Annotated in this window: 12 protein-coding genes; 1 reads left to right on the top strand and 11 read right to left on the bottom strand. The window is 39.1% G+C overall.

What is annotated here, in order from left to right:
- From AC0KVP_RS12920 to AC0KVP_RS12960, 9 genes are all read right to left on the bottom strand, one after another.
- The gene (locus AC0KVP_RS12920; RefSeq protein ID WP_473337150.1) at nt 1–930 is read right to left on the bottom strand and encodes a formylglycine-generating enzyme family protein; all 930 of its coding nucleotides are present in this window, start codon (nt 928–930) and stop codon (nt 1–3) included.
- An 82-nt stretch (nt 931–1,012) separates the two neighbouring features.
- Nucleotides 1,013–1,942 (bottom strand): MBL fold metallo-hydrolase, encoded by a 930-nt coding sequence (locus AC0KVP_RS12925; RefSeq protein WP_473337152.1) that lies wholly within the window; start codon nt 1,940–1,942, stop codon nt 1,013–1,015.
- A 16-nt stretch (nt 1,943–1,958) separates the two neighbouring features.
- Complete coding sequence (locus AC0KVP_RS12930; RefSeq protein WP_473337154.1) at nt 1,959–3,674, bottom strand: arylsulfatase; 1,716 nt, start codon at nt 3,672–3,674, stop codon at nt 1,959–1,961.
- 117 nt (nt 3,675–3,791) lie between these two features.
- A complete protein-coding gene (locus tag AC0KVP_RS12935) occupies nt 3,792–4,124 on the bottom strand; it encodes a Rieske (2Fe-2S) protein (protein ID WP_473337156.1) in 333 nt (110 codons plus the stop codon).
- A gap of 2 nt (nt 4,125–4,126) precedes the next feature.
- A complete protein-coding gene (locus tag AC0KVP_RS12940) occupies nt 4,127–4,984 on the bottom strand; it encodes a dioxygenase family protein (RefSeq protein WP_473337158.1) in 858 nt (285 codons plus the stop codon).
- A gap of 36 nt (nt 4,985–5,020) precedes the next feature.
- Nucleotides 5,021–6,088: a maleylacetate reductase gene (locus AC0KVP_RS12945; protein ID WP_473337160.1), complete on the bottom strand. Its 1,068-nt coding sequence runs from the start codon at nt 6,086–6,088 to the stop codon at nt 5,021–5,023.
- Between the two features lies 1 nt (nt 6,089).
- A complete protein-coding gene (locus tag AC0KVP_RS12950) occupies nt 6,090–7,625 on the bottom strand; it encodes an aldehyde dehydrogenase family protein (RefSeq protein WP_473337162.1) in 1,536 nt (511 codons plus the stop codon).
- Nucleotides 7,626–7,675: 50 nt separating this feature from the next.
- Complete coding sequence (locus AC0KVP_RS12955; protein WP_473337164.1) at nt 7,676–8,680, bottom strand: hydroxyquinol 1,2-dioxygenase; 1,005 nt, start codon at nt 8,678–8,680, stop codon at nt 7,676–7,678.
- A 13-nt stretch (nt 8,681–8,693) separates the two neighbouring features.
- Complete coding sequence (locus AC0KVP_RS12960) at nt 8,694–9,185, bottom strand: cupin domain-containing protein (RefSeq protein ID WP_473337166.1); 492 nt, start codon at nt 9,183–9,185, stop codon at nt 8,694–8,696.
- A 188-nt stretch (nt 9,186–9,373) separates the two neighbouring features.
- Here AC0KVP_RS12960 and AC0KVP_RS12965 point away from each other — a divergent pair, with 188 nt between their 5' ends.
- The gene (locus AC0KVP_RS12965; protein ID WP_473337167.1) at nt 9,374–10,633 is read left to right on the top strand and encodes an MFS transporter; all 1,260 of its coding nucleotides are present in this window, start codon (nt 9,374–9,376) and stop codon (nt 10,631–10,633) included.
- A gap of 121 nt (nt 10,634–10,754) precedes the next feature.
- On the opposite strand, the gene AC0KVP_RS12970 is transcribed toward AC0KVP_RS12965, so the two are convergent.
- Nucleotides 10,755–12,038, bottom strand: coding sequence for an MFS transporter (locus AC0KVP_RS12970; RefSeq protein ID WP_473337169.1), 1,284 nt, complete (start codon nt 12,036–12,038; stop codon nt 10,755–10,757).
- Between the two features lie 208 nt (nt 12,039–12,246).
- Nucleotides 12,247–13,932: a phenol degradation transcriptional regulator MobR gene (gene mobR / locus AC0KVP_RS12975; protein ID WP_473337171.1), complete on the bottom strand. Its 1,686-nt coding sequence runs from the start codon at nt 13,930–13,932 to the stop codon at nt 12,247–12,249.
- Between the last annotated feature and the right edge of the window lie 222 nt (nt 13,933–14,154).

The raw sequence follows: 14,154 nt of genomic DNA on the forward strand, positions 1-14,154 counted from the left end.
TTATTTGATAATTTTTATCGTCCTAAAACCGACATGGCTAATACCTAAATTGATTTCCTGAGAATGTCTTGCTGAAGCTCGATAACGCATACAGTAATTTGATGCGCACAGGAAAGACCCACCTTTGATGGTATAAAAATTAAATGTGGGGTTATCATGATGATTCTCAAGTTGATCCATTCCCATGTGATCATCATGCGTTCCCGTAAATGGGCTTTTGGTATATTCCCAAACATTTCCAATCATATCGTAGAGGCCAAAACCATTTGCTGCAAAGCATCCCACTGGTGCAACATCTGGATAGCCATCTTTATTGTCATTGTTGTAAGGAAACTCACCTTGCCAAACATTGGCATCAATATGCTTTAAATCTGCACTGACATCTCGGTCATGGGTAAAGCCTTTTGCAGCATATTCCCATTGTTCTTCAGTCGGAAGCTCTCGACCTAACCAATCGGCATATGCCATCGCATCTTTTAAAGTGATCATCCGTACAGGTTGATTGGGCTTAATTTTACGGCTACTATTCGGCCCCCACGGCTGTTTCCAATTCGCTCCTTTCATCAATGACCACCAAGCTAACTCCTTGACTGGTTTTTGAGGTTCAGTAAATACTGCTGCCTCTCCCTGCTTTTCTGCTTCAGTCACATAGGCTGTGGCATCGACAAAGCTTTGAAATTGGGCATTAGTCACTTCTGTTGCATCTATCCAAAAGTCTGCAACCTTCCGTTCACTTTTATAAAGCGCTTGTTCTTCTGGGTAGCTTTCATTGTTCCCAATATTGAAAGTTCCACCATGAATTTTGACCATGCCTGCCTCAGGTTTTTTTTGCCAGTTTTGTGGCAAACCTGAATATTGTTGGCATTGCACTTGACTGCCTAACTTGACTGGTTCTACTTTCGATAGGGTACCGCATGCTGATAACAGCATGCTCCCAATTAATATTGAATATTTAAAAGTATTTATCATCCCTGACCACCCATTTTAATGCATTGGTATTTCAATTTCAGAACTACTCAACGACGATATTCATCAGATCTTTACCGACCGTGATTTCTCCAGAATAAAAAGGACTGATTTCTGCTTTCCATTTTTCATCAGTTAATGTTTTATCTTCCGCAGGAACCAAATGGCTGAGCACCAAATGTTTCACTTCAGCTTTTTGAGCTGTTTTACCCACATCTTGTGTCGTAATATGATGAGAAATCACTGCATCAATAAATTTCTGACCATATCCCATGCGTTGTGCCAAACCATTTACACCTTCGATATGTACGACTTCACTCACTAGAATGTCGGCATTTTTAGCAAACTGTACAAAAGGCTTGTTAAAATTCATGTCCCCAGAGAACACAATGACTTTGTCACCCACCTTGAAACGAAAAGCGTAGGCTTCTCCCATCTTGAATGGAGAATGTGGGACAGCTAAAGCACTGACGGAAACATTATCATCCTGATACACTGCACCCTGTTTATAGCCATGTACTTTCATAAGTGAATGAATATCTACACGGCCTTCATCTTCTATGCGTAACTGAATGTCTCGTTTAAAAGCTGAATAAATATCATTGGTGGTTTCCTGAATGCCTGGCGGACCATAGATTTCAACAGGACGTTTAAGACCTGATAACCAAGAGTTCATAATCAACGAAGGATAATCAAGAATATGGTCACTGTGCATATGGGTAATAAAAATGCCCTTAATATCCTTTAACTTAATTCCTGCTTCTAGCAGTCGATAGCTTGCGCCATAGCCTGCGTCAATAATGTATACATCCTTCCCAACAACCAAAGCCGAAGACTGAGGTAATACTTTATGTGTCAGTAAAGATGGACCACCTTTTGTACCCAATAAAATTAATTTAATCTCTTTATTTTCTGCGGCGAATGTCACCACAGAAAATAAAAGTAAGGTAAAAAGTAGACAGATTTTGTTTAGCATAATCGTCTCCTTAACATCATTTACTTAAGTTTTTTAAGAATTCAGGTTGGATGCATTTATCGTAGAAGCAGTTCATTTGACCATACTTATAACGAACAGGTGCTTCAACCACACCAACACGTTGTGTGTAATCTACCCAATCTTTTGCTAACTCTTGAGTTTTGATTGGATTTTGAGATGACAAATTGTTCAGGAATGATGGATCAATTTTACGATTATAAAGTTCCCATTCTCCAGTGCCATAAGGTGGTGCCTGATATTGAACAGCCCAATCTCCTTTATACAACGCTCGGCGTGTATTAAATTCCCATCCTAAAGTACGTTCTGGCAAGGCTTTGCCTTTAAATGCTGGAAGGAATGAACGACCTTCCATTTTCAACAATGGATTGCCATTATAACTTTCAGGTCTTTGGGCACCTGTAAGCTCAAGTACTGTTGGAACAAAATCAATCACATGAATGGTTTCTGACTGAATCTGTCCAGATTTAATTTTGCCTGGATAGCGAATGATTGCTGGGGTATGGATTCCGCCATTTGACAAAATACTTTTGAAATAAGGCAGTGGCGTTGATGCAACCTGCGCCCATTGTGGCCCAAGTGTGACATAAGACCCTTTTTTACCCATATTTTCTGGACTATTATCGAATGTAGCGTCTACCCATTCACGAATACCATTTTTATCTTCTGTCGTTCCTAATGATTCTGGTGTAGCAGATTCCGCACCATTGTCAGACATAAATAAAATCAGAGTATTATCAAGTTCACCACTACGCTTTAAATAATTAATTACACGACCAATATTGTGATCCATGTTATCGATCATCGCTGCATAAATTTGCATAGTCTTCACTTGATCTTTTTTCTGCGCCTCGGTTAACTTATCCCAAGCTGGAAATACATCCGCCAATGGGTTATTGATCTTGGTTCCTTTCGGCATAATGCCTAATTTAATCATACGTTCTAGACGTGCTTGACGAATTTTTTCATAACCTTCTTTATAGTATCCATCATATTTCTTTAAATATTGATCTGGAGCTTGCAAAGGCCAATGTGGAGCGGTAAAAGCCAAATATCCAAAGAATGGCTGACCTTTTTCACGGTCATTTTCCATATAGGAAATCATTTTACTGGTAAAGAAATCGCTTGAATAAAAGTCTTTAGGCAAGGTTGCGTCTTTGCCATCTTCTAAATATCGTGCTTTATAATTTCCAGGGAACATTTGGCTTGCATCCATATGTGCAGCGCCACCCGGCATGAGTGTAAATGAGCGATCAAAACCACGTGCTTTTGCATTGCTATCTTCTGTTGCACCCAAATGCCATTTGCCCGTAACGAATGATGCATATCCCTGCGTTTTTAAAATTTCAGCTAAAGTAATAACACGATTGTTTAGACGACCTTCATATCCCGGTTTACCTTTCTGTTCTGGCTGTAAATACTCAGCCATCGTACCAAATCCAGCCTGATGGCTATCATTACCAGTCAATAACATTGAACGTGTCACTGAGCACGTTGGGCCTGTATGAAAATTGGTTAATACCGCACCTTCTTTGGCTAATTTCTTAATATTCGGAGTAGAAATTTCACCACCAAAAGGTTCTGTATCAGAGAATCCAAGATCGTCAGCGACAATCACCAAAATATTTGGTTTTTTGGTTTCAGCCGCTATAGCCAAAGATGAGACAAGCATTGTCGGTATAAATAATGCAAGTGTAAGTTTTTTCATAACCATTGGATTTTCCTTAATTTGGTTAAAATAAATGTCATCCTGAACATATCTAAATTAATCTAGTTCCATCGCTTAAAAAACAATCTTTGATTGAATTCAGTGTTCACGAATTCAGAACAATTACTTAAAATAGAGATCTTGATTTATTTGTTCATTCTCAACTTTTATTAAATGTTGCCCTTTACATGGTCCATCAATACATTCACCTGTTTCGATATCGAACAACGCTGAATGATGCGCGCACATAATCACTTGATTCTGGTAAATTGAAAATTGTCCCGAACGGTAATCAAGTTGTACTGAAAAATGCGGGCAGACATTTTCATAACTGTAAAATTTTCCATCTTTGCGAATAATGACAATACTCTTGTCTGCTTTTAACGGATGAGTGACTTTCAAAACCTGTTGATTTGAAAAATCATCAACCTCACAAAGCTTGATTCGTGTTGACATCATCATTCTCCTTGACTGAGAACAAAGTCATAATCGATTAAGTTATAGTTTGAATCTAAAGCATATTTAGTCTGATCTTCAGCACTAACACGTTGTTGCTGAAAGCCAACAATTAACCGATCTTTGACGCCAAATACGGCATCACCATTCAAATATTCATCATTTTGAATAAAAAGATGCGTTACTAAAGGTTGATAACCCTCTGCCGTGATCATGAAGTGAATATGCGCTGGCCGCCAAAAATGGCGTTTGGAATAGTTTAATAACTCTCCCACCGTCCCATCTGAGGGAATTTGATAACTCACAGGTAGAATCGATTTAAATGCATATTCACCCTGTTCCTGACTGAAAAACGCACCACGTAAATTAGTGAGTGTCTGGATTGGGTCTTGACCAGAATACATACCATTTTCAGCAGTTTGCCAAACTTCAATTTTGGCACCTACAATGGCTTCACCCTGTTGGTTTAATATCTTACCTTTCACTAATAAGGGCATTTCAGCATCAGCATTCTCTTCAACAATGCTCTCTGCATAGTGACGAACTGGCATATTGGCGATAAAGAACGGGCCAAAAACCGTGCTTGGGGTCTGCTCTGTATTTTTACTATGATTGATTTCATCGACCAACATAGATACACCCAGCACGTCAGACAGCAAAATATACTCCTGACGTTGGTCGTGGCAGAGCTGTCCTGTTCGGGTCAAAAAATCAATCGCCATTTCCCATTCAGACTGAGTCAATTCAACCTCATCAACATAGTCATGAATGGATTTGACTAGCTTCTGGATCAGCATTTTGGAGCGTACATTACCAATCTGATCAAAACTATTTATTGCGCTTATCGTCACGTCATGCATATCAAAACTCCATTTTTGATCAAGCCAATGATTGAATTATCGAGGTTCTAAACCTGCATAAGCCAGATCTAGCAAAGCTTGCAGTTCATCTCGCTCATAACTTCTTGGGTTGTAATACGGACTTTCACAGGTAATACGAGCAACCTCACTCGGTCCATCTTCTGGTAAACCAATATCTTTTAAAGCCATTGGAATACCAAGCTGCTGATTGAGTTTGTAAATCAGTTGACCAACTTGTTCATGACTTTGTCCACCCAGTGCTTGAGCCAGTTGATCCATCGCTTCGATATCTGCATTACGGTTGTAGTGTGCAGAATAAGCAAGAGTGATCGCATGCGCCTGTGCGTGTGGCAAGTTATAAGTTCCACCTAAGGTATGACAAAGTTTATGATGAATCGCCATGCCGACTGAACCTAGACAAATTCCTGCTAGCCAAGCGCCATACGTCGCTTGTTTACGTGCTTCAATATCTTGAGAATTTTTCACAATTTTTGGCAAAGCCTGACTGAGCGATTTAATCGCTTCAATTGCCATCATGCTAATAATTGGGTTTTTATCCTGCGCATATAGGGCTTCAACAGCATGTGCCATTGCATTCATCCCTGAACTTGCAGAAATATCAGCAGGTAAAGTCAGACTTAATTCAGGATCATAGATCACCACTTTTGGTAATACTTTGATATCTTTACCTGTTTTTTTGAGATTATTTTCAGTCAAACCATAGACTGTCGTCATCTCACTGCCTGCATAAGTCGTTGGAATAGCAACAATTGGCGTTCCAATTTTTAGTGCAATAGCCTTAGCAAGTCCAATGGTTGAACCACCGCCCAAAGCTAGACAGCAATCAATCTGATGTGTTGTCACAAACTGGACAGCTTGATCTGCAACATCAACAGGAACATGCATGACAGCATGTGGGTAAACCCCTGCGGCCAACTCACCCAGTTGTTTCGCCATCATCAAACCTGTGTCTTCTTGTTCTGGTGTGGTAATCACCAGAACAGAAGAATAGCCATGTTCCGCTAAAATACTTTTGGTCTTTTGCGATTCGCCATTACCAAAATACACATTGATGGGCAGTGCTTTATAATGAAAATCTTGCATCTCATTCACCTCTTTGGAAATGAGGCGGTATTTGAGCATCCACATTGACCCAAACCGATTTCACTTCGGTATAGTCATGGATCGCTTCAAAGCCCATTTCACGACCATAGCCTGACTTACCTACGCCACCAAATGGGCTACCCGGATTGACACGTTTATAACTATTGATCCAACACATACCCGCTTTGATTTTTTTGGCAAATACATGTGCACGTTGTAGGTTATTGGTCCATAAACCACTTCCTAAACCATATTCAGTACCGTTGGCGATTTGTAAAGCTTCGGCATCATCTTTAAAACGAATGACGGTAACAAAAGGACCAAAGACTTCTTCTTGCGCCACACGATCATCAACTTTTGCTTCGACAATCGTTGGTAGAACGTAATAGCCATTGCCCAAACTTGCATCTTGCGGTGCAGTACCACCAAGTAAGATTTTTCCGCCTTGTTCCTCAGCAATTTTGGCGTATGCCAAAACTTTGTCACGATGTAGCGCTGAAGTTAATGGTCCCATCTCAGTATTCGGATCTAATGGGTCGCCCAAACGGATTGATTTTGCCAAAGCGACAAATTTTTCTAAAAATTGATCGGCAATTTTTTCATGTAACACCAGACGTGAACCTGCAATACACGCCTGTCCCTGATTATGGAAAATCGCCCAAGCAGCTCCATTCACCGCAGCATCAAGATTGGCATCTTCAAAAACAATATTTGCACCTTTACCACCAAGCTCAAGCTGCACACGTTTCAGGTTGCCTGATGATGCATTCACAATTCCACGTCCTGTTTGCGTTGAACCTGTAAATGAAATTTTGCCGACTTCAGGATGATCTGCTAAACGTTGTCCTGCTGTATGACCATAACCCGGTACGATATTGACAACACCATCAGGAAAGCCTGCTTTTTTAATCAATTCAGCAATTTTAAGCGTAGATAATGGTGTGATTTCTGAAGGTTTCATCACGACAACATTCCCTGCAGCAAGTGCAGGACCCAATTTCCAACTGGTAAACATCAATGGGAAATTCCATGGCACAATCTGCCCAACGACACCAATCGGTTCACGAGTTGTGTAGTTTAAGAAACCTTGCTCAACTGGAATCACATTGCCTTCGATCTTATCGGCAATACCACCAAAATAACGGAAACACGCTGCTGTACGTGGTACATCTAAACGACGTGAGTCTTTGATTGGATGCCCAGTGTCTAAAGATTCGAGTTGTGCCAACTCTTCTGAGTTTTCCTCAATTAAATCAGCAAGTTTTAACAATAAACGACCACGTTCTGCCGCAGGTGTTTCAGCCCAAGCAGGAAATGCTTTTTGAGCTGCTTGTACTGCAACATCAACATCTGCTGCTTCTGCTGCAGCAATCTTGGTGATCAACTCACCAGTGGCAGGGTTCACGACATCAATCGTTCCGCTACCGAGCGCAGGGACAAACTCACCATTAATAAACAGTTGAGTATTTATTTTACTCAGGTCCAATGCCTTTTGTTCAGACACAGCTGTCCCATCAACACGTAATTGCGTATTCATATTTAAAAACCTTTTAAAAAGGGCTAATCACTTAGCCCTAGAACATGTGCTTAGAATGACACTGGGTAAGGTGGTAACTCACCAGATGCATATTTTTCTGGTAAATCTGGTGTTGCATTTTCCCAAACTAAAAGCATTGAACGTTTGGTTGAGTAACCTTGATGACGAATATCAGCAGGCATTGCACAGATATCACCTGCTTTCATGATGATGCGGGCAAATGGACTACCGTCATTTTTATCTGCAATATCCCAAGTGATTTCATCAGAAATTTGCATAAACCATTCCACACGGTCATTACCATGGAAAATAGGTAGAATGTATTCTTCTGTTGTTGGGCAGAATAAACTTGCTTTACAGACTGAAGTTACTGATGGGTTCCATGTCACATCTGAACGTGACATATATTTAAAGAGATTAAACGCACTAAGCTCACCTTCAAAACCAGGCTCACAATGTACTAAAGGCTCATCTTGATCGACATCGGCAAACTGACGGTTAACAGGTAGATCTTCACGTAATGGTGAATCCTCGGCCATACCTGGCATACGTTTGGTTGCAATACGATAACGATCAATCGCTTCAACGTTATCACCGTTTTTTCGACCAAATGCACTGCCTGTCTCTTCTGGTGCAGCAAACGGGTCAAAGCCTGCATTCACCCAATCATGTAAAATTGCTTTAAAAGTTGCCATGATTTTTGGTGTTTCAAAATTTTCCACATAATCAACGCCTGCAGCACTCAGTACACCATTAAATGTACCTGCATACATATCAACGCTACCATAATGGTTTTGCGTACCAATCACATGGTCAAAGTTCACCCAGCCATAGAAAAAGCCCCATGCAACATCACGCATAACCGCACGTAAAAATGCATCAACAGACATTAAGTGTGAATGTTCACTACCTTTTGCAGTCCATGTAACCTTGGCAAAGTATTCATCACGACTAAAGGTAAAATTACCCAGCTTAAAAGTGATATATCCCGTATTTTCGTCTTTTCCAACGACTTCAACTTGCTCACTTGCAAATGTATTTTGTGCAGAGTTCATCCCTAATCTCCTATTACTTCAAGCAAATTTCTGACCATTTCTCAACAGAAAGTGGCCCTTTAATCGTATGTAAAATTAGCGTTGCTGGCTTTTGACTATTGAAACGATAGGCTGTTCCGACAGGTAGAATGGCTTGATGACCTTTTTTCAGTACCACATAGCCCATTGGTTTACCTTTCGGCTGTTCACCTGCGACTTGAGTACCTTCAATTGATGTATCAATTTCTTGTTCCAGTTTTAAAAACTCAACACGAATTTCGCTATCCATTGAAATAACGAACTCATCATGTGCGCAGCAGAACCACTCAGAGGTACCTTCTGCACGGATGGATTCGATTACATATTTTTGGTTGATGCCTACAACAGTTTTTTCATAAGGTTGAGCTTGGCTCGCAACTTCAAAGATATTTGAAAAGACATAATTAGATGCCTTGCCTTGAATCAATTGAATTTCACCTTTTTCGAAATTGTCGATACTTCCGAATTTTGTTGTATATGTATTCATCCTATTTCCTCGATCGTCTTCATGACATAGCTAAAAGTTAAGCCATGCTACGATCAGAGACAATGTACGTTTTATCGACAAGACTGTTCGGTTTAATCGAACAAAAAAGTCCTAAAAAGCAAATTATACTTTTTGTCAACTCGCAGGACTCGTGAGTTAACCACTTCGCACATGACAAGGATTATAGAATGCAAAAACAATGGGACACTTCTTACGAATGGAAGATCGTACTTTTACTCACGCTCGGATTTGGTTTAGTCGGACTAGATCGCTGGATCATCGCTCCTCTTCTTCCCTCCATAATGAAAGATCTTTCTTTAAACTATCAAGATGTTGGTTTAATTTTTGGTGCTTTAGGTGTGACTTGGGGCATCTTTGCAATCTTTGCTGGTCGACTTTCAGATAAAATTGGACACCGCAAAATTCTGATTCTTTCTTTGGTTGTTTTCTCTCTGGCATCAGGCTTTTCTGGTGCTGCAATGGGCCTGACCAGTTTGATTTTTATTCGTGCGCTGATGGGGGTTTCAGAAGGTGCCTTTTGTCCTGCCAGTTTTGCAGCAACGGCTGTAGCGGCAAAACCATCACGTAGAGGAATGTTACAAGGATTGCAGCAGAGTGGATTTGCTTTATTTGGTCTAGGATTAGGACCTATTATTGCGACTCAATTAATGCTTGTTCTTCCTTCATGGCGTGAAGTTTTTTGGGTCGTGGCTATTCCTGGTTTTATTCTTGCAGCATTTCTCTTTTTTGTTTTGCGTGAGCCTGAACAAACGCAAGGTGGGCAATTACTTATTCTAGAGAAACAAAATCAGAGTCAAGAAAAAGTGAATTGGATTTCTGTATTAAAAAACCGTAATATTTTACTCAGTATGATTGGATTGTTTTGCACAATGTCTTGTGTATTTGTCATCAGTGCAATGGTTCCACTTTATTTAGAGAATTATCTTAAATTGAGTGTACAGGACATGGGCCTCATTGTATCTGCGATTGGTTTTGGTGGCTTTTTAGGGCAATTCTTGATCCCTTCATTATCTGACTGGATTGGCCGTCGTGCAGCATCAATCTTAAGTTTTATTGGTTCAACTATCTTTATTCTATTATTTTCAAATGCAACACCCTCTCTTTTTATTTTATTCAGTCTATTATTCATCTTGTCCTTTTTTAGTTTAGGGTTAATAGCGCTACTTTCTGGACCGATTGCAGCAGAATCGGCACCTGCTGGTTTAGTCGCATCCTCAATTGGTTTAGTTGTTGGTGCTGGAGAAATATTTGGTGGTGGTATTGCACCCGTCCTATCCGGAATAGTCGCAGAACGTTATGGTATCCAAAATATTTTTTATTTAAGTTTAGTTGGCACGAGTATCGGTATAATCCTTAGTTTCTTTATTAAAGAAACTGCACCTCGTAAAGTTAAAACAATACAATCAAACCAAATGGCTGTAGAGTAATAAACCATACAAAAGCTGTATCATTCCAAAATGATACATGATACGCACTCAGTAAAGACAGTGTTTAAACTTTTTTCTCACTGTCTTTATTTTGAAAAATATTTTATCTATTTTAAAATATTTAACTATTTGATGTCTTATCACTATTTATTTCTAATTCTAATTTAGTTCTTGAAGGATTAATCATACTTATTCCAAGCAACCCAGTAGTACAAAGTAAACATGCCGCAGATAAAAATGAATAAAAATAACCACTTAAATTGGAAGACATATCGTCAACTAACCACCCTGTCACAAATGGTGCAATAACTCCCGCTGATGTTGCAATTGCATGGACAATAGCCAGTAATGCCCCTCTCTGCTGTATGGGAACAATTTCTGCAATAATAGTCGGACCTAAGCTAAATGCTAAATTAGGCAAAGCAAATCCTAGTGCAAAACAAATTAAAAATAAAATTCTATTCTGTTCAATAGAGATTGCCAGAAAAAGAAAAAGACCACCTAAAAACACACACAAACTGACTAAAACCGCACGGCTTAAACGTGTGCTATAACCTTTATTTGAAAGATATTGAGATAAATATATACCGAAGAAACTAATTGGAATCATCATCAATACAATCAAAACCACCATGTAGCTCATATCCATTAGCCCCATAGAAAATTTTAATTGTAAATACGAAGGAACCCATGTAATTAACATGGTTAAAATCCAATAAGAAGCAAAAGAGAGGAATGCCACACCTTGAACAGATCGATTTAAAATCAATTTTTTATAACTGATATTATGAGTTCTGGATTGGCTTCCAGCGACTACTTTAGCCTGGTCTAAGGGGCCTTCTTTCCCAATATTCAGCCAAAAAAATAGCCAAATAATACCCATCATACTCACACATAAAAATGAGCTTTTCCAACCATATTGGTCGGTGATCCATGCCAGCAAAGGTACTGCACAAATAATCCCAATTGGCCCCCCTTGAGCAATAATCATAGTAACCTGATTGCGCTGATGATCTGGAAACCATTTATATAAAGCATGGATTGCAACTGGATAAGCAGGTCCTTCACCGATACCTAGTAATATTCTAGAAATGAGTAATACACTAAACGAAGGCCACCAGACAATCGGCAACTGAGTTATAGACCAAATGAAAACTAAAAACGCAATGATCCATTTAGTCGTGAAATGATTCGATAAAAAGCCAAAGATAATCCCAGAAATGAAAAAAAAGAAAAAAAAGCTACTTGCAATAAAACCATATTCTGATGCGGTGAGATTCAAGTCCTGCATTAAAAAAGTTGAAACAATGCCTAGAATAGCTTTATCTGCAAAGTTAATAACCATATAGAGGAACAACATAAAAACTACTGATTTTCTGCTGCTTTTTCTAATTTCCACATCCATATTCAGCCCATTCCTTTGAACTAATTATTTAACTTAGAGATTATCCACAGTATTCTTACCATTAAAGAGTCTCTTATTTTATTTTGAAGCCCTTGATCAAATCGATTGCTGAATTCATCTTAGAAAGCTTGAAGTTGTATTAAGCAATCGCGGAAAATTTGTCTTTAAAAAAACTAATCATAACAGTCAATCTGTGCTTCATTGGAATCTACTCTTTCCTACCATTAATAGCCTGCTTTTTTAAACGGTAATCCAATGCTGCTCGGCTAATACCCAATATACGGGCTGCTTCAGAAACATTATGATTCACTTTTTGCATTGCGATAAAAATCAGTTGCCTTTCATGGTCTTCCAAACAAAAGCCTTCTTTTATTACTGCATCTAAGTCCACTTTTTCAGACTTTGTTTCAATATCTTGTTTAATCTGCGGAAACAAATGACTAAGTTTAATTTCCTGCTGATGATCCGTTAGTAATGTGGCCCGCTCTAATAAATTCTCAAGTTCACGAATATTGCCAGGCCATTCATAAGTCATAACAAAGTTTTTGGCTTTGTCGCTTAAACCTTTTAAAGTCTTTCCATACATGTTTTCAAAACGTGATAAAAAGTGCGTAATCAATAACGGAATATCATCACGGCGCTCACGAAGCGGCGGAATAATTACAGGGAAAATGTTTAATCGATAATATAAGTCAGCACGGAATCGTCCCTCTTTCACAGCTTGTTCCAAATTTTCATTAGTAGCTGCAACCAGACGTACATCAGCCTTTCGGGTTTGATGATCACCAACTCTCTCATACTCTCCTTCTTGTAACATCCGTAATAAAGCTGCTTGTGCACGTGGTGAAAGCTCAATCACTTCATCTAAAAAAATAGTTCCTTGATGAGCACGTTCAAATTTTCCACTCCGAGTTTGCGTTGCACCTGTAAATGCACCTTTTTCTACACCAAAAAGTTCCGATTCAATTAAATCTGGTGGAATACAGGCACAATTTACCGCAACAAATGGCTGCCCTTTACGGGAACTACCTTCATGAATTCCTCTTGCAAACGCTTCCTTACCAACCCCAGTTTCACCTTGCAGTAATACAGCAACCTTACTGCCTGCTGCCTTTTTCAAAAGGTCACAGACTTTACGATATGCAACTGATTCACCAATAGAATTAAACATGGTGTAGTCTGCTTCTATATCCGTATAGATATTTTTCTTTAATTCATTCAGTTCCGCCTGTAAGGCAATTAATTCATCAGACACTGGATCGGGTGACATAAACTGGATCAGCTCATCGGCATTTCCCCATTCTTCTAAAGGTTTACCAATAATTCGACAGCAATCATCCCCTTTGGCAACACAATGGGTTTCTTGATAAATAATGGTTTGACCCATGACCAGACTGGTATAACCACAGGCATAACCCAATAGCATCCAACAAGCTGATTCTTCCGAAGCACCAAACTCACTTAAATGAACTTCCGCTTCAAATGAATTTCGCCAGTTAAAATCCGCATAAAATTCATGCTCATCATGACTTAATTGAAGCTCATTGACTTCAACTTGAACCATGCCACGAATACCATGCATTTGCGGTCCAGCCATAAATGCTTCAGCTTCATTTAAATTCGGGCGTAATTTAGAGGTGACTTCTGCATCCCTCACACCCGCCTGATAACCCAAACGAATAAAAAAACGCTTAGTTCGTTCCCAACCCAGCATGTTATACAAATCTTTTCTTAAAAAGCCCATGATGCTGGTATGCATCAGCAACATACGGTTTTCTTCAAACCAAATTTTTCCATGCTGGCTATCAAACTGAATTTTATCCAGTAAATCTTGAATATCTTTGTTTTTCTCCAAAATTTGAGTATAAAAATTCGCATCTTTGGCTTTAGGCATGACTGAATATCCATCCTTGGCTATAAGGTCTCCCCCCTATCTTACCCACATCCAACTAAAAAGCTTTACTACCTTATTATCATAACTTTATACCTCTAAGGTATTTTAAAATTAAAACTATAAAATCATATAGATATATCACTTGACCTATAAAAAGTATTTTCAAATTCCTCGCCTAACCATTCATTATTTGATGAAATCAAACATTTTTATGTTCATCAT

The sequence above is a fragment of the Acinetobacter sp. DL27 genome (assembly GCF_055810995.1).

What these genes read in the sequence shown, in the direction of transcription:
- AC0KVP_RS12925 (WP_473337152.1), bottom strand. Translation starts at nt 1,942, where the DNA reads ATGCTAAACAAAATCTGTCTACTTTTTACCTTACTTTTATTTTCTGTG.
- AC0KVP_RS12955 (WP_473337164.1), bottom strand. Translation starts at nt 8,680, where the DNA reads ATGAACTCTGCACAAAATACATTTGCAAGTGAGCAAGTTGAAGTCGTT.
- AC0KVP_RS12970 (WP_473337169.1), bottom strand. Translation starts at nt 12,038, where the DNA reads ATGGATGTGGAAATTAGAAAAAGCAGCAGAAAATCAGTAGTTTTTATG.
- AC0KVP_RS12960 (WP_473337166.1), bottom strand. Translation starts at nt 9,185, where the DNA reads ATGAATACATATACAACAAAATTCGGAAGTATCGACAATTTCGAAAAA.
- AC0KVP_RS12935 (WP_473337156.1), bottom strand. Translation starts at nt 4,124, where the DNA reads ATGTCAACACGAATCAAGCTTTGTGAGGTTGATGATTTTTCAAATCAA.
- AC0KVP_RS12940 (WP_473337158.1), bottom strand. Translation starts at nt 4,984, where the DNA reads ATGCATGACGTGACGATAAGCGCAATAAATAGTTTTGATCAGATTGGT.
- AC0KVP_RS12950 (WP_473337162.1), bottom strand. Translation starts at nt 7,625, where the DNA reads ATGAATACGCAATTACGTGTTGATGGGACAGCTGTGTCTGAACAAAAG.
- AC0KVP_RS12920 (WP_473337150.1), bottom strand. Translation starts at nt 930, where the DNA reads ATGCTGTTATCAGCATGCGGTACCCTATCGAAAGTAGAACCAGTCAAG.
- AC0KVP_RS12945 (WP_473337160.1), bottom strand. Translation starts at nt 6,088, where the DNA reads ATGCAAGATTTTCATTATAAAGCACTGCCCATCAATGTGTATTTTGGT.
- AC0KVP_RS12965 (WP_473337167.1), top strand. Translation starts at nt 9,374, where the DNA reads ATGCAAAAACAATGGGACACTTCTTACGAATGGAAGATCGTACTTTTA.
- AC0KVP_RS12930 (WP_473337154.1), bottom strand. Translation starts at nt 3,674, where the DNA reads ATGGTTATGAAAAAACTTACACTTGCATTATTTATACCGACAATGCTT.
- mobR (WP_473337171.1), bottom strand. Translation starts at nt 13,932, where the DNA reads ATGCCTAAAGCCAAAGATGCGAATTTTTATACTCAAATTTTGGAGAAA.